A 20366-nucleotide genomic window follows, 5' to 3' on the forward strand; every position below is an offset into this window, starting at 1 on the left:
CATGTAAACCGTCCTGGCCGCGAGCCTGGGCGGTTTTTTTTAATGGTTGTATCTGGATAATCAACCACAACTGGTAAATACTAACGGAAATGTGGTTGGACGGAGGGGATGGTATGGAAATGCAACAGGATTCTTTTCTGATTTCTGAGGAGATCGAGGTGAATATACAGAAGCTATTCCAGTGCTTCCATTCGTCTGATGATGTGCGATCTAGGGATTTTACTCTGCATGGATTAAAGGGAAGTATACTCTATCTGACTACGGTAACGGATAAAGACAAGCTGCAAACCGATATACTAAGACCGTTGCTTCAAGCTGGGGAAGGCCGTCTAGAAGATATTCTTCCCATTATGGATATCGATTTTGTTACCGATTTGAACTCCGCGGCGGCTGGGATGCTTCAGGGCAGATGTGCGATACTGATTCATCAGCGAATGGACATCGTCATGGTAGATGCAACTGCAAGGGTTGCTCACAGTATGGGAGAGCCGCAAAATGAACAAACGGTTCGCGGATCGCATGTAGGTTTTGTCGATGACGTTTCCGTTAACTCGCAATTAATCCACCAACGATTGAAGAATGTGAACTTGGTTGAGCGGCAATTCACACTGGGGGCAGAAAGCCCAACGAGCGTAAAACTCATTTACATGTGTGATGTGGCCGATATGAACGTAGTCGATGAAATTATTGCCAATCTGCTCACAAACCAAGCTACCTTTATTAAGTCTCCTGGGCAGATCACAAATCGTTTGGAAGCCAGCTATTTATCGCCATTCCCTCAAATGTTATTTACCGAAAGACCAGATAGTACAGTAGCGCATTTAATGGAAGGACGAGTGGCGCTATTGGTGGACGGATGCTCTTTCGCTACGATACTGCCGGTGACATTCTTTATGTTCTTCCAAGCGGCGGATGATTTCAATGTCAGGTGGTGGAACGGGACTTTTTTCCGATTCCTCCGGTTAATTAGCGTCATGATTGGTATTGCGCTGCCTTCGGTATACATATCGATTGTCTCTAATCATTTTGATATTCTGCCGATCGATTTAGTGTTTTCCCTAAAAGCCTCGTTGGAAAATATCCCATTTAATCCGCTTATGGAAGCTTTATTTATGCTTACCGTACTGGAGCTACTAAGAGAAGCGGCGATCCGACTGCCCAAATCGATTGCATCGACGCTGTCCATTGTAGGTGGGTTAGTTATTGGAAGTGAGGTGGTCAATGCGAACCTCGTTTCCACGACGATGATTGTCGTTATTTCCCTGACCGCCGTTGCTTCGTTCAGCATACCCTCTCATGAAATGCGCCTAGCGATTCGACTGATCTCATTCCCGATTATGATCGCATCCTCGTTATTGGGTTTTGTAGGCATTTCTTTTAGTTTCAGCTTGTTATTCATGCATTTAAGTAAGCTTGAAACGTTCGGCGTTCCTTACTTTTATCCGTTTATGCCTTTTAATCCAAGGCGTATTCTGATGGCTCTTGTTCAGCTGCCAAGACGAATCTTCGGCAGAAAAGCGTCCGATAGGAGGGCATCATGACACGGGTTCAGTTGTTTGCTTTCATTTTACAAACACAGATCGGTATCGCCGTATTGTCGTTCCCTTATGATTTACATAAAGCAGCTGGTGCGGATGGATGGATTTCAATTCTCTTGGCTGGTGGGTGTGTGCAGCTCATCTTAGTCGGTTACGTCCTTTTGTGCAAAAGGTTTCCACAGAAAAACCTCTATGAGTTCGCACCGCTTATTGTTGGGAAATGGTTGGGAAATACAATTACCGCCATATTCATCGCGCATTTTACTTTTACAACCTGTCTTGTTCTATTGCTGGAAATGACGTTCGTGGAGCTTTGGATACTGCCTTTTTCTAATCCGTGGCTTATCATCGTGGCTAATTGTTTGGTTTGTATTTACCTTGCCAAGGAGAATATTCGGATTATTGCCCGGTACCATGCGCTGATTACCCTCTTAATTATTGTTATGCTGGCGATTATGCTGACAAGCTTCCGCACGACGGATTACCGCTTTTTATTACCGATAGGGCAAGAAAGTTTACATGGGATTATGATGGGAGTCAAAAGCTCCGTCCTTTCTTTTTTAGGTTTTGAAGTGTTTCTCGTGCTGAATTCCGATATCCAAGCGCAAGGAAAGAGCTTGATTACGCCTATTCTGTGGGCAAATGGATTGGCAACATTGTTTTTTATGATCGTAGTTCTCATTTGCTTTTTGAATTTCAGTCCAGAGTCGCTTGACTTCATCCCACAGCCTGTACCGTATTATTTAAACGGCATTTCACTGCCTTTTTTGGAACGATTGGATCTGCTCTTTCTTTCCATATGGTTGGTGAAAGTGACTGCAACACTGATCAGTTACATCTATTGTGCCAGTAAGGGCTTGGGCTATCTATTCCAAAACAAAGAGCATAAGAAAGTCGTTTATTTTCTAGTTCCTATAGTTTGTTTAACGGGAATCTTTTGGAGATCAGAGGCAAGAGTTCAATTTCTATCGAAAGTCACGGAGGTGGAAGGCTTTATCACTTTAGGTATTCCAATTGTACTCTTAATTGTGGCCTGGCTAATGGGAAAAAGGGGGCAATTACCGGCATGAGGAGTCTCGCAATTGGCTGTCTGATGGCTCTGCTGCTTTCCGGCTGCAACTATCATAATGAACTCAAAAACCTGCAACTGATTTACGCAACATCCATAGATGTGAATGGCAATAACGATATCGTCACTACGGTAACCATTCAATCCCCAGGCGGGAAGGAAAGGACATCGCCCGTGCATGAGGTATTGTCGGCATCAGGACCTACCCTGCAAGAATCGCTGTATAAAAAAATCGGTTTGCAGATTGCAGGTCCGATCGGTACATCCAAAAATCAAGTCATGTTGATTGGTGAAAAGTTGGCGAAACAAGATTTGGGCGATATCCTCGACTCCACATTTCGAAATGCCAATGATCCGATGCTGGCCAAAGTAGCCATTGTTCGCGGCAATGCTGGCGAGTTAATTCGCCTAGATCGTATCGGGTCAGCGACGTCAGGGGAATATTTGCGGAAAATCATCATGAGCGCGAGGTATGAAACGGTCATACCTTCGATTACGCTACATTCCCTCTATCCGACGTTGCACGATGCAGGGCGCGATCCGGTTATTCCACTGCTTAGGAAAGAGTCGGATAAAGCAGTTGTAGATGGTTTAGCCTTGTTGAACGAGCGGAAATATACCGGGTACTCGTTAACGCCGGAGCAATCGACGCTTATCCTATTGATGAATGGGAATAAAGCCAACGTTTGTGTAATCACACGAAATGTAAAGGAGGAATCGATTCCAGAAGACCCTTCTGACTATTTAACTTTAAACATCTCTAGTTTAAAGCAAGACAAGCAGGTGTGGGTTGACACAGATGGCCGGGTTCAGGCGAGAATCAATTTGAAAATGAAAGGTTCCGTAATTGAAACAGCCAAATTTGATTTGTCTGAGAAGCAGAAATTTGAGCAAATGAATACGCGATTCTCTGAGATTTTGACGAAAGAAGCCAATGAGATTTGTAAACTAACGCAACGTGCGAATTCAGATGCATTGGGCATAGCGCGGGAGGTGATGGCATTTTACCCAAAAGAGTGGAAAAAGATGGATTGGGAGACCGAATATCCGAAGGTTAACTTTCAAGTTTCGATGAGAGTAGAGATTGTTTCACATGGGATTATTAATTAGTGAGTAGCAACATGCGAGGCTACATAGTAGGTATCCTAAAGTATACTTGGTACCTTTAAAGTGCCTACTTCCAGTGGTCCAAATTAATCGTTATACTGATGAAGTTACGTTAAGTAAGTAATTCACTTTATTTTAGGAGGTAACAAAGATGTCGAATGAACTGAAAATTGGTATTATTCTTGGCAGCACGCGTCAAGGTCGTGTTAGCCCACAAGTAGGAGAATGGGTTAAGTCAATTGCTGACGGGCGTGGAGATGCTGAGTACGAAATAGTTGATATTGCCGAGTACAAATTGCCTTTCTTCGGAGAAGGCACTGGTGAAGAGCCTGGACTCGCAGCATGGAATACGAAACTTGAAGGCCTGGACGGATTTGTATTCGTTGTCCAAGAATATAATCACAGTATTACAGGTGCTTTGAAAAATGCATTGGACTCCGCACGTGAGCCGTGGAATAACAAAGCCGCTGGTATCGTGAGCTACGGTTCAACAGGTGGTGCTCGTGCAGCAGAACATCTGCGTGGTATTCTTGGTGAGCTATTGGTAGCAGACGTTCGTGTGCATCCGACATTCTCTTTGTTTACAGATTTCGAGAACTTCTCCGTATTCAAGCCAGCTGATCTACATAAAGACAATGTGAATGCGATGCTTGACCAAGTGAAAGCTTGGAGCGGCGCGTTGAAAACGTTGAGATAAATATTGGAAGTAAGGGCAGTCCCCAAAGTAGATCATTCTACTTTAGGGCTGCCCTTTTTTTTCGGAGAAATAGGGTCCTGTCGTTCCTATTGATGTCCCTATGTACATAACCTCAGATTGAGATTATTATGTGCATAACAAGGTCGTACAGGGAAGGTGATGGCGAGTGTCTTTTCCGCAAGGTATAGAGCCAGCAACACTTGATTATATAGAAGAGCGATGGTTTAAGCTTGCCGATATCCAACATATTCAGGAGAGTGATGGCAACTGGCTGCTTGAGCGTCAAATGCTAGAATCCTATTTGCTAATTGTGATTGTAGAGGGGCAAGGGCAGTTGACCGTTGATTCGGCAAGCAGCCTGGTGACATCAGAAGAAGTATGGATATGCAGGCCAGGACAATGGGTAGAGGCAAATATGTATGCTTTTGAGAAGAAAGGCTTCTATTTGTTTACATTTGATATAGGTTTGGCAACACGATTGTCGAAGGAAAGCTCTACCGAACAGAGTGCGGATTTTCCTGTTATTGGATCGGCTTCTATCTCGGCCTCTGAGGTTATTCCATTATGCCAGGTGATCTGCCAACATTGGTTTGGGGATAATAAGCTGCAACGATTGCGGAGTCAAGGCGCTTTTCACGAGTTGTTGTGTTGTGTTCTCCAGAAGCAGGTTCCCATACAGTTGAATAGCTTGACGGCCATGATTGAAAAAGCCAAAAGCTACATCGATGAGCATTGCCGGGAACAAATTTCATTTGAAAAATTGGCCCAAGAGGCAGGGATCAGTTCCCGTCATTTCAGGAGATTGTTCAAGAGCTTATACGGGAAAAGCTCGGTAGACTACTTGACGGAATTGCGGATGAATCATGCGCGAGAGCTGATGAGGAAGCCTGATATTCCGTTGTGGGAAGTGGCGCAGAATGTCGGGTATCATGATGAAAGCCACTTTAGGCGTGCTTTTAAAAGTCATATCGGTATTTCCCCAGCGCTTTATTTGAAAAACCATCAGTTGAAGATCGCCGCCTACAGTTGGCCTAATATTGGGATGTTGCTACCGCTCCAAGTCATTCCATTCGCAGCACCCATTGATCATTACTGGACGGACTATTATCGTAGCAAATTCGGTTTCGATGTTAAGGTGCGTTTGCGACATGACTACGATTTTAATCGGAAATCGCTTCTTGTTTCCCGTCCGGATCGCATTATCGCTATTGATGATTTTTTGCCGGTTCGAGAGCAGGAAATGCTCACGCATATTGCTCCTGTATTATTTATTCCGTGGAAAACGAAGGATTGGCGAGAGCATTTGCTTATGGTAGGAGCATTTCTTGAGAAAAGACAGGAAGCCGAAACATGGTTAACCAACTATGACTACAATCAAGGTTTGATCAGTGAACAAGTCAGACGGCTCGTTCAACGCGAAAAGCTGATTGTCATTATGATTGATAGAAAAAATATGTATCGCTGGGGAAAAGGGTATGAAGGTACAGCGATGTTTCATCAGCTGCCGCTGTCGCCCGCTCGTCATCTGGATTCTCTCGACGCCAGTTACGAATTGATTGATCCCCAACAAGCCGCTGAATGTGACGCGGATCGCATACTGATGCTGATTTCGGAGGATGGGGCGTCGCACGCAACGTTACAAACCTTGAATAGCTCAGAGGAATGGCAGAATATGAAAGCATACAGAGAAAAACGTGTGTCCCTCATCCAGATTGGGCCTTGGTATGAATATTCCGCCTTCAATCATGATCTGATCCAGAAGCAAGTTCTCCAGCTATTTGGATCATTACGTACATAGAGGATGTCCGAAATATACTTTTTCTCGTCCGAATTTTTCATTTACGTTGGAGCAGGGGATGCTTTATACTTCTGTTATTGGTGATAATGAGAATCGTTATCATATATGTAAATGAAAATTTGGAGGCGTAGTTCGTTATGTGGCAAAGAAAAAAGAATAGTTTGGTTTTGTCGGTCATTTTGTGTATGGCCGTTGTGCTTGCTGCTTGCGGCAGCCAATCGGAGAATTCAAGCGGTTCCACCCCGTTGTCGTCCCCGCAGCAGACAGCAACAAAGGAGCCTTTAACCCGCATATATAAGGATGATACAGGAAAAGAGATTGAAATTCCTACGCATCCCCAAAAAGTCGTAGCTAATTATTATGTTGGCCATCTCTTAAGCTTGGGGGTTAAGCCGGTTGGGGTTGCCAGTCAATTTTTCCTCGATTCCAGTTATTTAAAAGATAAGTTGGCCGGCATCGAGTCTATTGGCGACAATGGCGGATATAATGTGGAGAAAATCCTATCTCTGGTCCCAGATCTCATCATTGTTAATGAATTTGTGAAACCGGAAGAAGTCGAGAAATTATCCAAGGTTGCGCCGACGGTGACGATTAAATATGCTGGCAGTGATATGTTCGTGCATCTGAATAAATTAGCGGATATTCTCGGTAAGTCCGCTGAAGCCAAGCAATGGGTAGATCAATATCAAGCAAAGGCGGCCAAAATCAAAGGTCAGCTCATGGCAAATGGTAAACAAGCGGAGACAGCTACCGTATTACAATTTATGAATAAGCAAGTATTTGCCTATTTCGAGAATATCTCCATTACGATTTATCAAACACTAGGCTTTAAGGTTCCTCCGAAGGTAAAGGAAATGAATCCAGATAATAAAACTGGCTTCGCCAAAGTATCGATGGAAGTAGTGCCTGATTATGCAGCGGACCGCATGTTTGTCATTAAGCCTTACGATACGTTATCCGACGCGATCTATAAAGAGGTGCTGGACAGCTCCTTGTGGAAATCATTGCCTGCTGTTCTAAATAAACATGTCTACACGCTGGATAACAAATGGAACGGTAACGACCCGATTAGTATGGACGCACAACTGGACGATATTGTGAAGCTATTGTTGAATTAGAATGGTTAATCCGCCTTATGAAACGCCAATGGGTGCGTTGATTGCCTTGATTGGAGTTCCCTTCTTCCTTTATCTTGTGCGCAAAGAAAAGAGGGGATTATAAGCTATGAAACTTGGAGATGTACCCATACTAGAAGCAAACAGAAGAAACAAAGGTATTAGCACGTTTGTTGTACTAGGCATATTCATTCTTATTATCTTTGTAATCAGTATGAATACTGGCTATATACGACTCAGACCAATTGATTTACTGCAAACGTTGTTGGGTCAAGGGACCGATAAACAAAGCCTGATTTTATTCGATTTTCGCTTGCCGCGAATTGTAATCTCCTTGTTAATCGGAGCGGGGCTTGCCGTATCTGGCTGCGTCATGCAGGGGATTTCTCGCAATGCTTTAGCTGATCCTGGTATTCTTGGAATCAACGCTGGTGCTGGTCTGATGGTGATGTTGTTCATCTCGTTCTATCCGACAACTGCGGCAGCCCCTGTATTTCTTTTGCCGGTATTGGCGCTGGTCGGTGCAGGGCTAACAGCGGTCCTCATTGGTTCCTTGTCGTACAGTCCACGTGATGGCATTGTTCCTACTCGCTTGCTCCTTAACGGGATCGCCGTTGCAGCGGGCATTAGCGCAGCAATGATTGTACTTACTTTAAGGCTGGACCCAGAAAAATTCCAGTTCGTCGCTACTTGGCAGGCAGGCAGTATTTGGGGGACGAATTGGAAGTTTGTGTTATCTCTGTTGCCCTGGATTGTTGTGTTGTTACCCTACGTGTTCTACAAAGCCGGTGTGATGAATGTGCTTAATCTGGGGGAGCATACAGCGAAAGGGCTCGGCGCAGAAGTTTCGAAGGAGCAGCTCAAGTTGCTTGCTGCGGCAGTCGGTTTAGCAGCTTCTAGCGTGGCTGTTAGCGGAGGAATCGGCTTTGTCGGGTTAATTGGCCCCCATCTTGCTCGCAGACTTGTCGGCCCGAAGCATCAGTGGCTTTTGCCAGGTTCTGCACTCATCGGCTCGCTCCTAGTCATTACGGCAGATACGCTTGGCCGCTGGATTCTGCAGCCATCTGAGATCCCTACGGGTATCGTTATAGCTGTCATAGGGGCGCCTTACTTTCTTTATTTACTTATGCGAAACAAAAGATAAACACCCGGCTAGGGGCTTTTAGAAACGCTAAGGCTGCTGAGAAGATCAGCGGCTTTTTGCTATGCCATATGTCCATGGAAGTATGTTAAGTTAGTATGGATAATTATTGCTATTGGAGTGTGATACTCATGAATAAGAAGCCTCGTGTACTATCCTTTTCTGCCGTTTCTGGTGGAGGGAAGACAACGACAATCAAACATTTGATCCATAGATTAGATCATGCTCAAGCCCTCTACTTTGATGATTACGAGTTTGAGAATTGCCCGGATATTTGCGAGTGGGTCGAGGCGGGGGCTGATTACAACGCATGGGTGCTTTCTCCACTCATTACCGATATTCAGCTTCTGCTAAAAGATGAATCACTCGACTATATTGTCCTCGATTATCCGTTTGCCTACCTGAATGATGCCGTGCGAGACTTTATTGATGTGGCATTTTATATCGACACCCCTTTGGATATTGCCATGGCTAGACGCATTCTACGGAACGAACAACAACAAGGGATGAGTGAATTACAAAGTGACTTGCATAACTATTTGAATAGGGGAAGAGCTGCTTATCTAGAAATGGAAAAGACGGTGAAAGCCAATTCGGATGTTGTCCTGCAAGGCGAATTGCCTACAGTGCTTCTCGTTGATCGAATAATAGATGAATTACGGAAGCGTTCGGTTTAACTTTTTATTTTTTACCATAGGTAAATTCTTGCCTGAATGGGTTCATCATGCGAGAATAGGTGTTGGACAAACCATACTTATTCAAACACAAGAGGAGTTCATTCACATCATGTTGCATTTGAGTTGGGAAATGATGATTTTCGTTATCGTCGGCGGGTTCTTGGCAGCCTATGTAGATTCGGTTGTTGGGGGAGGCGGGCTTATTTCGGTGCCAGTCTTACTTGCAACAGGAATGCCACCAGCGTTAGCGCTAGGTACGAATAAATTAGCGGGGACGATGTCGTCGCTGACAAGCATGATTTCGTTTATGCGGACAGGGAATGTTGATCTCAAAGCGGTACGCGGGTTGTTCGTGCTGTCCTTGGCTGGTGCGGTGTGCGGAGTATTCGTGCTGCGGCAAATTCCTTCCGATTTTCTAAAACCACTGGTTGTGGTGATGCTGATACTAATTACGATTTACACGATTTTCCGCAAAAATTGGGGAGACATCTCGACCTTCAGTCAGTACTCGGCGAGGACGGCTTTCCTAATGGGCTGCGCGGCGTTCGTCTTAGGTTTCTATGACGGGTTCTTTGGCCCAGGAACGGGATCATTCCTTATTTTTGTATTTCTGATGGTCGGCTTCGATTTCGTCAAAGCAGCAGGCAATGCCAAAATTCTCAATTTCGGCAGCAACATCGCTAGTTTAATTACGTTCATGGCGCTGGGCTCCATTAATTATTGGATCGGCATCCCGATGGGACTGGCGATGGTGTGCGGCGCATTACTTGGCTCTCGTATGGCGATCCGTAAGGGATCGGCGTATGTGCGGCCGCTTTTTATCACGGTATGTGTGCTGTTGGTGGGGAAGCAGATTTGGAGCTTGATGTAGTGGGGGCATTACACCCATATGTGCCAGCCCAGATTCTGAGAGATCCATTGCGAATTAACCGGTGGTTATGATATGATTTTAGCAGAGTGTTAATGAAGGAGGTGAAGGTAGGATGAATCGAGAGTTTGTAAACAACCGTGTGAGCCAGTTACCCATTGCGATGGCTGGCATCGTTCATGCAGAAGTCAAAGACGCGAGAGGTCTGTTCACTTATACGCATACGGTTTACCAACTCACGAAAAGACGCCTACCTTAACCCTCTACGGAAATGATCCGAAAGGTCGTAGGAATTTTCCTGCGGCCTTTTTGTGTTAGCTGCGTGCAGGTCAGGGTCTGTCTTCAAACCAAGGAGGATCCTTTACTATGTTAATTATTAATGGTCAAAATATAAAAAAATACCACGGTGCCCAGCTGGTGCTCGAGGATGTTACATTTGAGATCCATCAAGGGGAACGTGTCGGACTTGTGGGCCGCAATGGCAGTGGAAAATCAACGTTGCTGCGCCTCATTGCCAAAATGGAAAAGCCTGACGAAGGGCAGCTGACCGTGCGAAAGGATACGGGGATCGGATATTTAGCCCAAATCCCAAGCGCTTGGGAAAGCTTCACGGTGTACGATGTGCTGGCTGCGAGCTTCGAGGAACTGCTTGCGTGCCGAGCAAAAATGCGGGAGCTGGAGAGCGAAATGTCGAGCCCAGCGGTCATGAACGATGAGAAACGGACGGATCAGCTGCTATCGCGATATGCAATGTTGCAAGAGCGATTCGAACGCGAAGGCGGCTACGAGCTGGATGCACGAATTGATCAAGTGGCGAATGGACTGCGGATTGCAAAAGGGTTTTATGAGCGAAGCTTCGCCTCGCTATCGGGGGGAGAGAAGACGAAGATTACTTTGGCTTCCCAGTTAATCGGCCAACCAGACCTATTACTGCTGGATGAGCCGACGAATCATTTGGATTTGGCCGGTGTGGAGTGGCTGGAGGATTACCTCAAGCATTATGACGGCGCCTGTATCATCGTCTCCCATGATCGTTACTTTCTGGACCTTGTCGTCACGAAAATCGTTGAATTGGAAGACGGTGAGTCAACGACGTATCACACCTCCTATTCAGGCTATGTGAAGGAAAAGGAAGTACGACTGCTTCAGCAGTTCGCGGAATATCAAGAGCAGCAGAAGGTCATCAAAAAGATGAAAGAGACGATCAAGCAGTTGATCGAATGGGGGCGCATTGGCGGGAATGAGAAGTTCTTCCGCAGGGCGTTCTCCATGCAGAAAGCGCTGGATCGGATGGAAAAGCTTAAGCGTCCTGTGCTCGATCCGAAGGCGGCGGATTTCGATTTGAAGCCGGAGGATCGCTCTGGCCGCAAAGTGATGCGCTTCGAGAATATCACGAAGCGATATGGCGAGAAGACGGTGCTGGGGCTCGCGAGCGGCGCACTTGAATATGGCGAGAAGGTGATGCTCGTCGGGCATAACGGCTCAGGAAAAACAACACTGCTGAAGATGCTGCTCGGTGAAGTACTGCCGGATGGCGGGGAGCTCGAGCTCGGAGCACGTGTCGACATCGGCTATTTAGCGCAGCAAGCATATCCTGCGGATAATAAGAAATCTGTGCTGGCGTATTTCTGCGAGGAAGCGAAGCTGGAAGAAGGGGAGGCACGTGGGCGGCTGGCTGCTTATTTATTTTATGGCGCAGATGTGTTCAAAGCAGTGAGTTCCTTATCCGGCGGCGAGTGGACACGATTGCGTTTAGCCCTCCTCGTGCTGCGAAAGCCGAACCTGCTCATTCTGGATGAGCCGACGAATCATATGGACATCGCGTCGCGCGAAGCACTGGAGGATGCGCTGGAGGAATTCCCCGGCACGGTGCTGGCGGTGACGCATGATCGGTATTTTATGAATCGGCTGGCGCGTAAAATATGGGAGTTGGATCAGGGGAAGATCACCGTGTTTTTAGGTGATTTTGATGCTTATAAAGAGAAGAGCGGCGAGCTTCGCGCGCGGGAGGCACTTCTGGCTGAGGAACGAAGCAGGATCACTGTCGACAAAGTGAAAGAGAAAGTGAAAGTGAAACAGCCCGAGGGTTCTGCAGTTAAGCAGGGGAAACCAGCGGCGGCGTCTGGGAAGGGCGCTTTGGAGAAGCGGATCGCTGGCATAGAAGCGGAGTTGGCCGCGTTGGATGAACAGTTGCAGCAGGAAAGCGAGGCACTGGCACCGGGGGAGCTCGCGGCGCTTTGGGAGAAGCGGGAAGTCGTGCAGGGGCAGTTGGATGCACTGTATGAGCAGTGGATGTTGGAGGCGTAGATATTTATCTCAGTAAGAGGTAGCCTTAAGTAGATGTATCTACGCGAGTGCTGCCTCTTTCTTTTGAGACTCTAGTTGGTCATAAGGGAACCTGAGTGCACTAAATTGCGGAAATCAGCTGTTTTAGGTGAGAAGAGGAACGTAGATGCACTATCTGCACGTATTTCGGGACTTGGGAGCACTTTTAGGAAGAATAGAGCACCCACGTTCCCCTCCATTGTCTTTTTGAGTGTGTAACGGTAAATAGTGCATCCTGGTTCCCTTCTCGACCAAATCGCGCCAAAGGAAACCATTGTTCATGTGATCATGCAAGATACCTGTAAGAACGAGGTGAGGAACATGCGTAAGAACACATTGCTTATCGGAGTAATCTGGATCGTGTTAACGATTCTATATTATTTTGCTTATGGCATAGTGAATCAGGTTCTAGATGTTAGGGAGAATGGTTTTGACCTCTTTAACACAACGATTAGTATACTACCTTTGTTCATATCCCTTGCAATTACGTATGTTTTTGTTCAAGTGCTAGCTCTGCGCCAATTGGTAAAAACGCTCTGCTTGATTACGCTCATCCTCATCTTGGCCGTTCCTGCAAGTTTGTCGTTGAACAGACTACTAGATCAGCAACTGAAGAAAGTCGATCCGATTGGGCAGCAAGCGCTAGCGGCAAGTTTCAATAAACAGATAGATTCCGTTCGAGGCAGTGGCGAAACAACTGCGATGAGTGTGAAAGAACTAACCAATTTTGCTTGGGATAAGCTCTTTTTGTTCGGTCCTTATACGACACACACTCAGATCAATGAGCGTTTAGGCTACACATGGACCCGAAATTCGTTAAGATTATCAGATGATAATCTTTATCTTCTTATTTTTACTCTAGATGGAAAAGTTGTTCAATACCTAGATCAAACCTCTCCGATTCTAGGCGATCTCAACAAAATTTATACGCCAGATGGAGGGGACATACAATTTATCAACTCAATCACCGACACCAACGAGCGAAGTCAACCTCACATGCAATTCATAGAACGCAAGTAATTTGCCATCGTCACAAAACTGGCTTCGTTCTGCCACCGATCTGACATGGAGTCCGTCTTCCCAGTATGATAAGCTAGAGGTACTTATAGAAGGAGGCGATTGCTGTGATCCAAGTTTTTCCTGCCGACACGCGTAATTCAACTGATTTGGGGTGGCTCAAGAGCCACAAAAGCTTTTCTTTCGGCGACTATTTTGATGAAGAAAATGTAAGCTTTGGTGTCATGCGTGTGTGTAATGACGATGATATCGCAGCAGGACGGGGTTTTGGCCCTCATCCTCATAGTGACATGGAGATCGTCAGTATCGTACTCAGCGGAGCAATTAAGCATGAAGACAGCCTTGGCCATGTAGCCATAACGGCTTCCAATGGTGTACAGCGAATGTCCGCAGGCAGCGGCGTTATTCATGCCGAGTACAATGCATCGGAAACGGAACCGATGAGTCTGTTTCAGCTCTGGTTTATGCCAGCGAAGCGAGGAATGGAGCCCTCATTTGAAAATGTAACGTACGAGCCAGAGGCGATGGTTAATCATCTCTTACCGGTCGTGACACCCGAAGGCGGCCCTCACATCGCGAAGATCCATCAAGATATGAGCATCTACCTAAGCAAGCTGGACGCAGGGAAAGAGCTAGTGTTTGAGCAGGGCGAGAATCGTCGTATTTTCTTCATGCTCGTGAGTGGGAAATGCTCGGCTAATGATGCGCTGCTCGAATCAAAGGACAGTGCCCGTATCCAGGGGGAGTCATCCCTGACGATTCGTGCGCTTGAAGATACACATTTCATGCTTATTGATCTGCCATAAGACGATAATGGAGAGATAGAGGAGGTTGCAGCGATGAAGGAAACTTTTTTAGTGAAGCATGCGGTTGGCGGTCGTGCTTTTATCGATACAAGTAAGCAGCCTGTGCCCTATACGTGGGAGCAGCAAGGCGAACAGTGGTTATTCCGCGTTCAGATTGATCAGCCCGAGAAGATTGCGGAGCTTTTGAAATGGAAAGATGAACTGAATGTATTTGTTTTTCAAGAGTTTGAGAATGAGCCTACGCGGAAATTATGGTTCTATGTGAGTGATGATGGTGTTCAGTTTACGGATGACGATAAAAGCGAGCTAACGATCGTCGCAACTTCCCATATCAGCTACATTCCCGACCAATTTAGTGTGAAGTGATTGGAGCTATACCGATGAAAGTTCAGGACCAGCAACTAGAGAAAGCGATCCCTTTTATACAAGAGTGCTATACCGAATTGGGCAAAAGTCAGGCGCAAATCGACACGCGTATTGCTGAGATTACGCAAGCGATCCAGTATAAAGGGGCGTATGAGCATACGATTGAAGAGCTGATCCATGGCGCGAAAATGGCTTGGCGCAACAGCAACCGCTGCATTGGGCGATTGTTCTGGGAGTCGCTTCGTGTATACGACGCTCGTCATATTGAGACGGAAGAAGCAGCGGCGGACGCGCTGTTCCGGCATATCGAGGAAGCTACGAATGGCGGCAAGATCCGCCCCGTCATCACGATATTCCCACCTCTGCTGGAAGGGAAGCCTGTTGTTCAGATCATGAATGAGCAACTGATTCGCTATGCTGGCTATGAGACGGAACATGGCATCGTGGGCGATCCAGTTTCTGTGGAATTCACCAAGGCATGTCAAGCACTTGGTTGGCAGAGCGCGGGCACGCATTATGATGTGCTGCCACTCATGCTTCAAGTGGGAGAGCGAGCACCGCGGTTGTTCGAGATTCCGAAAGCGTTGATTATGGAGGTGGCGATCTCCCATCCGGAGCTGCCAACCTTCGCTGATCTGAATTTGCAATGGTATGCGGTACCGATGGTGGCCAACATGTACCTCGAAGTGGGCGGCGTGATCTATCCCGCGGCTCCGTTTAATGGGTGGTACATGGGAACCGAGATCGGCGCGCGGAACTTTGCCGACGAGGCGAGGTACAACATGCTGCCGCGTGTAGCGTCGATCATGGGACTCGACACGCGTCACGAGTCGACGCTATGGCGAGACAAAGCATTGGTCGAGCTGAATGTAGCGGTGCTGCATTCGTTCGCGCAGCAGGGTGTCGCCATCGTCGATCACCACACGGCGGCGAAGCAGTTCAAACGCTTCGAGGACAACGAAGAGAAAAGCGGGCGCGACGTCACGGGTGATTGGACGTGGCTGATTCCGCCGATGTCCCCGGCGACGACACATATTTTTCATCAGCATTACTCGAATGAAGTGAAGCTGCCTAATTTCTTTTACCACGGTAAGAAGCGCTAGCTGCGGTTATTACTTGGAGTCGATAAGTCTACTCACGTGTTCACATTTGATGTGATGGTGAGTAGGCTTTTTTGATAAAGCCCTTGTCACTCCCCCTGCAAGTCGCCAGAATCGACTTACAGCTCGCAAGCTCCTGCTGCGCATCCCTAGGCTCCTGTCTACCTAATTACAGCCATTAGTCCGAAATTGCCGACTTAATTTCATTGACAGCGCCAATAAATCCTAGTTAGTCCGAAATAGCCGAACTAAATCGCTCCAAACACCACTACAGCAAGAAAAATGCTTGAATAGTTCGGCGAAATCGGACTATCGGGCCTTTTTAACAAGTAATCCTCAATTTAGTTCGGCAAAATCGAACTAACGCACCTCTTGGCGCTGCTCTGGCCGGAACCTCTCCCGCAGCACCCATCGTTACCTCTCGGTGCACCACCTGCCGCTACCTCCCCAGCAACTCCTCCCCCAACCTCTAATGTATCTCCAAAATGTTCCACGCCACCCACCAATAGTTTAATAGCCAAACTAACTTCTATGTAGTATGATTTGGCATATTGAAAGCACTTACTATATACGAAAAGGGGAACTCCGCTTGTGGCAGAAGCTGGCTAACTGGAATACATTGCGCAATCAGATGTTAGCGGGATTTATTGCCGTGATGATTATCGTTCTGGTCTGTGCAGGCGCGATTACGTACAATTCGGTGTCCACCCTCCTCAATACGAAGGCGGAGACACAGATGAAACAAATTGCCAGCCAGGCAAACGGTCGACTGGAAGCAATCATTACACAAATCGATACGTTGACGTTACAGGCTGTAAATGATGTATATTTGCAGCAATTGTTTTTATCATCGGTTCAAGGGAAGGCACCAAACTTCAGCGAGCGGCAGTCGCTTTTGAAAATCGCCAATCACATCCAAGCGTATAGTGGAGTGAGCAATGTGGAGTTGTATACGACGGATTTTGCGCGTATGTTTCCACTGGATGAGCAGCGGCTAACGAATCTTATTGAGCCGAATTGGATCGAGCAGGCAGATAAAGAGAAGGGCAGGCTGATTTGGATTGGGAACGATCCGAAGAATCCCGACACGGTTCTCGCCATACGCCGGATCAATTTAATTGACCGATGGTTCTCAAATGGCGGGTATTTAATGGTGCGAATTAATCGCAGCTATTTCGATTTCCAAAGCCAGCTCCCCGATACGGGGCATCGCGAATTGATGCTGTTAGCCGATAGCTCGGCAAGGCCAATTGTTTCTGAAGGCGGAGCACTTGCTCATATCAGCGGGCTAATGCATACCGATTCGCAGCAAGTTACCTTAGAGCAGAAGCGATATATTTTGGTGAAGCAGCTCTCCGAGCAGACGGGCTGGACGTTGATGATTTTGTATCCGGTGAGTGATGTGAAAGATGGGATTTCCGTGCTGCGTTGGGCGATTATCGTATCTGGGGCTATCGGGTTGGTGCTGTTTATTATCCTGTCATTCCTGCTGTCTTCGATGATTACGAGGCCAATTCTTAGGCTGATGCGAGCCATGAGGAATACAAGGCAAGGGGTACTGACACCTAATCTGACGCAGTCTTACACCACGGAACTGAATGACTTGAACATGACCTACAATCAGATGGTAGATAACATGAATCGACTTATTAAACTCGTGTACGAGAAAGAATTGATCCAAAGCCGAACAGAGCTGCAAGCCCTCCAAGCGCAGATTGATCCGCATTTCTTGTATAACACCTTAGAGGCACTGTACTGGTCTTTGCAGGAAAAAGAGGAAGAAGAGCTGGCTGATCTGGTCGTCGCCATGTCTGATTTATTTCGCTATGTTATCGGCAATCCGAACAAGGATGTGTGGGTCGGCCTTTCAGAGGAATTGGAGCACATTAAGCGATATCTAAGCATTATGAGTGTGAGGTTCGGCTCACGCCTCGTTTGGGAAATTGACAGCGACGAGATGTACAGTCACGTACATATTCCGAAGCTGCTGATTCAGCCTTTGGTGGAGAACGCTATCTTGCATGGCTTGGAAGGCAAAATCGGAGTAGGGCTGATCACGATTCGCGTGGAACCGTCGCCGCTCGAGCCATCGGAGCTGCGCATTACGGTATGTGATGATGGTCCAGGGATGGATGATCTGACACTGCAAGCTGTGTTGGATTCGATGGAACGCGGAAGCGGCGCAGCAACGGGCACGGAATCGAGCCCTTCCACATCGAGCACCGCCCCAGGTTCCGCCCCTGGTGTTCCATCCGCCAAAGGAAAAGGCATGGCCATCTCCAATGTGCAGCGGCGTCTTCAACTCTACTACCCGTCACTCCCAGAAACATATCGTGGCTTGACGATCACAAGTAGTCCTGGGCAGGGTACCAGCGTGAGTTTCGATATTCCGATGTAAGCCAAGCCGAGTGCTTTCGAGGCTAGTTTTTCTAAAGAAAATCTTTTAGGAGGAACACGATGAACCAATCGGGGAAAACCATACTCATCGTTGACGATGAGCCATTAACGAGAGAAGGCATACGCAAAACGTTAGAAGCCTGGTCCATCGGGCGGTATGCGATAATTAGCTGCTGCAATGGAACTGAAGCGCTCGAACTTTTACAATCGCGACCCGTGCATCTCTTGATTACAGACATCCGAATGCCTGAAATGAACGGTTTGCAACTGGTGGAAGGCACGCGTGGCTTCGCCCACAAGCCTGTGGTCATCATTATCTCGGGACATCCGGATTTTCAATATGCACAAACGGCGATCGAATTAGGTGTTGTTAACTATCTGCTCAAACCGATTCAGAAGAGCAAGCTGCTCGACGCCGTTGAGCAGGCGCTGCGCATTGAAGAAGATCGCGGGCGCGTTGAAACGATGGAGAAAATGGTGGACACGCGCTTGATGCAGGCGAAGACTGCTGACAAAAATTACAGTGCTCCTGTGCAACAGGCCATCCAATACGTGGAGGCACATCTTCAAGATCCGCTGGGCATGAGCGAGGTAGCAAGCCAGATTCATCTGAATCCGAGTTATTTCAGCGCTCTTTTCAAAGAGCAGACGGGTTTCACCTTCAGCGAATATGTGACGAGAAACCGCATCCAGAAGGCGAAGGAGCTGCTCCTGCAAACCAGATTAACCATTGCTGATATCTCAGAGCAAGTCGGCTACCAGACGTCCAAATATTTCATTAAGCTGTTCAAAGAGTACGAAGGGACGAGCCCGAATCAGTATCGGAAACAAATTATGGATGGGGCGGATCGGATAGATACCTCGAAATAGTGGAATATTACCCGATAGCTGTTACTCCCTGCGGCAGCTATGTAAGCGCTACAATAAAACACGTAGCACACAAATAATTAGGGGGAAACAAACATGGTAAGAAAAACGCTTACATGGTCGCTAACTACGATGCTCGGCCTATCTATGGCACTGACGGGCTGCTCTAGTACTACAGAAAATGCTAGTCCAACTACAGCGCCTAAAGAAACGGCAAAAGCAACGGAAGCTGCAACTGCGCAACCCGCTAAAAAAGTAACGATTAAAATGATGCATCTTTGGCCGACAGGAAACTCCGCAACGCAAAACAAAATTGTAAACGATATCATCAAAGAGTATCAAACAGCGAATCCGAATGTGACGATTGAGCAGGAAGTGCTCGAGAATGAACAATACAAGAATAAAATGAAGGTGCTTTCCACTTCAAATGCCCTTCCTGATGTGGGCTTCACGTGGGCAGCAGGCTACATGGATCCTTACGTAAAAGGCGACATGTTCGCTCCGCTGGATGACTTGCTGCAAGGGGATTTGAAAGATAAATTCGTGAAAGGCACGACAGATGCTTACGCATTCGGCGGCAAAACCTACGGTCTTCCGGTTGAATTGAACATCGTGCCGGTGTATTACAATAAAGCTCTTTTTGCCAAGTATAACCTTGCACCGCCTAAGACGTATGATGAGTTCAAAAACATTGTCAAAACGCTTAGCTCAAACGGTGTAGCCCCAATCGCACTCGGGAACAAGGATCGTTGGACAGGATCGCTTTGGTACATGTACCTTGCTGATCGTATCGGTGGCCCTGAAACATTGAAAAAAGCGATTGACCGCACAGGTTCCTTCAACGATCCTGGCTTGGTTCGCGCAGCTTCGGAAATTTCCCAGCTTGTGGACATGAATGCCTTCAACAAAGGCTTCAACGGACTTGGCAACGACGAAGGTAAAGCGGAATTCATGAACAGCAAAGCTGCTATGTATATGATGGGAACATGGGAATTACCGAACTACACAACGAACAAAGATGTACCACAAGCTTTCAAAGATCAAATCGGATTCTTTAAATTCCCAACGGTAGATGGCGGTAAAGGGAACATGGATAGCTGGGTTGGCGGACCAGGCGTAGGCTTGTTCGTAGCGAACAATTCCAAAGTAAAAGAAGAGTCCAAGAAATTCGTCAGCTTCTTCGTATCGAAGTGGGGCGAGCACGCAATCTCCGAAGCAGGCGTTATCCCAGCAACGAAAGTAGACACATCCAAAGTGAAGCTGCCACAAATGTACATTGATCTCTTGAATGAGTTGAATAAAGCGAGCAATATTACGCTATTCGCCGATGTTCAAATGAAGCCAGCTTCCGCAGAAGTTCACTTGAATATGATTCAAGCACTGTTTGGTAAAGCGGTGACCCCGGAAGCTTTTGCGAAGAATCATGAGGATGCCTTGGCGAAGGAACCGAAGTAGCCTAACGAAAACGATCGATTTGG

Annotated in this window: 18 protein-coding genes and 1 pseudogene; all 19 read left to right on the forward strand. The window is 47.0% G+C overall.

Going from position 1 to position 20366, the window contains the following annotated elements; genetic code table 11:
- Nucleotides 1–113 precede the first annotated feature (113 nt).
- The 19 genes and pseudogenes from HQN88_RS28125 to HQN88_RS28215 all read left to right on the forward strand — a co-directional run bounded on the left by HQN88_RS28125 (nucleotide 114) and on the right by HQN88_RS28215 (nucleotide 20343).
- Entirely contained in the window at nucleotides 114–1541 is a 1428-nt protein-coding gene (locus tag HQN88_RS28125; protein WP_173118764.1) for a spore germination protein, read from the forward strand.
- Nucleotides 1538–2608 (forward strand): GerAB/ArcD/ProY family transporter, encoded by a 1071-nt coding sequence (locus tag HQN88_RS28130; RefSeq protein WP_173118766.1) that lies wholly within the window; start codon nucleotides 1538–1540, stop codon nucleotides 2606–2608. Before HQN88_RS28125 ends, HQN88_RS28130 begins: the two co-directional genes overlap by 4 nt.
- Entirely contained in the window at nucleotides 2605–3717 is a 1113-nt protein-coding gene (locus HQN88_RS28135; RefSeq protein ID WP_173118768.1) for a Ger(x)C family spore germination protein, read from the forward strand. Before HQN88_RS28130 ends, HQN88_RS28135 begins: the two co-directional genes overlap by 4 nt.
- A gap of 148 nt (nucleotides 3718–3865) precedes the next feature.
- The gene (locus HQN88_RS28140; RefSeq protein WP_173118770.1) at nucleotides 3866–4411 is read left to right on the forward strand and encodes an NADPH-dependent FMN reductase; all 546 of its coding nucleotides are present in this window, start codon (nucleotides 3866–3868) and stop codon (nucleotides 4409–4411) included.
- Nucleotides 4412–4577: 166 nt separating this feature from the next.
- Nucleotides 4578–6209 carry a helix-turn-helix domain-containing protein gene (locus HQN88_RS28145; protein WP_173118772.1) on the forward strand — a complete coding sequence of 544 codons (1632 nt, stop codon included), beginning with the start codon at nucleotides 4578–4580 and terminating at the stop codon, nucleotides 6207–6209.
- A gap of 185 nt (nucleotides 6210–6394) precedes the next feature.
- Nucleotides 6395–7327, forward strand: coding sequence for an ABC transporter substrate-binding protein (locus HQN88_RS28150; RefSeq protein ID WP_246320509.1), 933 nt, complete (start codon nucleotides 6395–6397; stop codon nucleotides 7325–7327).
- Nucleotides 7326–7430, forward strand: a pseudogene (locus HQN88_RS28155) (iron chelate uptake ABC transporter family permease subunit); the annotation flags it as partial. The gene HQN88_RS28150 and the pseudogene HQN88_RS28155, both read left to right, overlap by 2 nt.
- A gap of 3 nt (nucleotides 7431–7433) precedes the next feature.
- A complete protein-coding gene (locus HQN88_RS28160; protein ID WP_173118777.1) occupies nucleotides 7434–8468 on the forward strand; it encodes a FecCD family ABC transporter permease in 1035 nt (344 codons plus the stop codon).
- Between the two features lie 128 nt (nucleotides 8469–8596).
- Nucleotides 8597–9142: a nucleoside/nucleotide kinase family protein gene (locus tag HQN88_RS28165; protein WP_173118779.1), complete on the forward strand. Its 546-nt coding sequence runs from the start codon at nucleotides 8597–8599 to the stop codon at nucleotides 9140–9142.
- Between the two features lie 109 nt (nucleotides 9143–9251).
- Nucleotides 9252–10013, forward strand: a complete 762-nt coding sequence (locus tag HQN88_RS28170; protein WP_173118781.1) for a sulfite exporter TauE/SafE family protein — start codon at nucleotides 9252–9254, stop codon at nucleotides 10011–10013.
- 112 nt (nucleotides 10014–10125) lie between these two features.
- Complete coding sequence (locus HQN88_RS28175; RefSeq protein WP_173118783.1) at nucleotides 10126–10269, forward strand: hypothetical protein; 144 nt, start codon at nucleotides 10126–10128, stop codon at nucleotides 10267–10269.
- 107 nt (nucleotides 10270–10376) lie between these two features.
- Nucleotides 10377–12317, forward strand: coding sequence for a ribosomal protection-like ABC-F family protein (gene abc-f / locus HQN88_RS28180; RefSeq protein WP_173118785.1), 1941 nt, complete (start codon nucleotides 10377–10379; stop codon nucleotides 12315–12317).
- Nucleotides 12318–12656: 339 nt separating this feature from the next.
- Nucleotides 12657–13355 (forward strand): hypothetical protein, encoded by a 699-nt coding sequence (locus HQN88_RS28185; RefSeq protein WP_173118787.1) that lies wholly within the window; start codon nucleotides 12657–12659, stop codon nucleotides 13353–13355.
- A 104-nt stretch (nucleotides 13356–13459) separates the two neighbouring features.
- Nucleotides 13460–14158 (forward strand): pirin family protein, encoded by a 699-nt coding sequence (locus HQN88_RS28190; protein WP_173118789.1) that lies wholly within the window; start codon nucleotides 13460–13462, stop codon nucleotides 14156–14158.
- Nucleotides 14159–14191: 33 nt separating this feature from the next.
- Nucleotides 14192–14524 carry a hypothetical protein gene (locus tag HQN88_RS28195; RefSeq protein WP_173118791.1) on the forward strand — a complete coding sequence of 111 codons (333 nt, stop codon included), beginning with the start codon at nucleotides 14192–14194 and terminating at the stop codon, nucleotides 14522–14524.
- Between the two features lie 14 nt (nucleotides 14525–14538).
- Nucleotides 14539–15627, forward strand: a complete 1089-nt coding sequence (locus HQN88_RS28200) for a nitric oxide synthase oxygenase (RefSeq protein ID WP_173118793.1) — start codon at nucleotides 14539–14541, stop codon at nucleotides 15625–15627.
- Nucleotides 15628–16213: 586 nt separating this feature from the next.
- A complete protein-coding gene (locus HQN88_RS28205) occupies nucleotides 16214–18022 on the forward strand; it encodes a sensor histidine kinase (protein ID WP_246320504.1) in 1809 nt (602 codons plus the stop codon).
- A 59-nt stretch (nucleotides 18023–18081) separates the two neighbouring features.
- Nucleotides 18082–18891, forward strand: a complete 810-nt coding sequence (locus HQN88_RS28210) for a response regulator transcription factor (RefSeq protein WP_173118796.1) — start codon at nucleotides 18082–18084, stop codon at nucleotides 18889–18891.
- 93 nt (nucleotides 18892–18984) lie between these two features.
- Nucleotides 18985–20343 (forward strand): extracellular solute-binding protein, encoded by a 1359-nt coding sequence (locus HQN88_RS28215; protein ID WP_173118798.1) that lies wholly within the window; start codon nucleotides 18985–18987, stop codon nucleotides 20341–20343.
- The last annotated feature ends 23 nt before the right edge of the window (nucleotides 20344–20366 follow it).

The sequence above is a fragment of the Paenibacillus qinlingensis genome (assembly GCF_013204845.1).
Classification (GTDB): domain Bacteria; phylum Bacillota; class Bacilli; order Paenibacillales; family NBRC-103111; genus Paenibacillus_E; species Paenibacillus_E qinlingensis.

Excerpts from the sequence above, each read along its gene's own strand:
- HQN88_RS28210 (WP_173118796.1), top strand. The coding sequence starts at position 18,082 with ATGAACCAATCGGGGAAAACCATACTCATCGTTGACGATGAGCCATTA.
- HQN88_RS28200 (WP_173118793.1), top strand. The coding sequence starts at position 14,539 with ATGAAAGTTCAGGACCAGCAACTAGAGAAAGCGATCCCTTTTATACAA.
- HQN88_RS28195 (WP_173118791.1), top strand. The coding sequence starts at position 14,192 with ATGAAGGAAACTTTTTTAGTGAAGCATGCGGTTGGCGGTCGTGCTTTT.
- HQN88_RS28160 (WP_173118777.1), top strand. The coding sequence starts at position 7,434 with ATGAAACTTGGAGATGTACCCATACTAGAAGCAAACAGAAGAAACAAA.
- HQN88_RS28170 (WP_173118781.1), top strand. The coding sequence starts at position 9,252 with ATGTTGCATTTGAGTTGGGAAATGATGATTTTCGTTATCGTCGGCGGG.
- HQN88_RS28150 (WP_246320509.1), top strand. The coding sequence starts at position 6,395 with ATGGCCGTTGTGCTTGCTGCTTGCGGCAGCCAATCGGAGAATTCAAGC.
- HQN88_RS28185 (WP_173118787.1), top strand. The coding sequence starts at position 12,657 with ATGCGTAAGAACACATTGCTTATCGGAGTAATCTGGATCGTGTTAACG.
- HQN88_RS28140 (WP_173118770.1), top strand. The coding sequence starts at position 3,866 with ATGTCGAATGAACTGAAAATTGGTATTATTCTTGGCAGCACGCGTCAA.
- HQN88_RS28175 (WP_173118783.1), top strand. The coding sequence starts at position 10,126 with ATGAATCGAGAGTTTGTAAACAACCGTGTGAGCCAGTTACCCATTGCG.
- abc-f (WP_173118785.1), top strand. The coding sequence starts at position 10,377 with ATGTTAATTATTAATGGTCAAAATATAAAAAAATACCACGGTGCCCAG.
- HQN88_RS28215 (WP_173118798.1), top strand. The coding sequence starts at position 18,985 with ATGGTAAGAAAAACGCTTACATGGTCGCTAACTACGATGCTCGGCCTA.
- HQN88_RS28165 (WP_173118779.1), top strand. The coding sequence starts at position 8,597 with ATGAATAAGAAGCCTCGTGTACTATCCTTTTCTGCCGTTTCTGGTGGA.
- HQN88_RS28135 (WP_173118768.1), top strand. The coding sequence starts at position 2,605 with ATGAGGAGTCTCGCAATTGGCTGTCTGATGGCTCTGCTGCTTTCCGGC.
- HQN88_RS28130 (WP_173118766.1), top strand. The coding sequence starts at position 1,538 with ATGACACGGGTTCAGTTGTTTGCTTTCATTTTACAAACACAGATCGGT.
- HQN88_RS28125 (WP_173118764.1), top strand. The coding sequence starts at position 114 with ATGGAAATGCAACAGGATTCTTTTCTGATTTCTGAGGAGATCGAGGTG.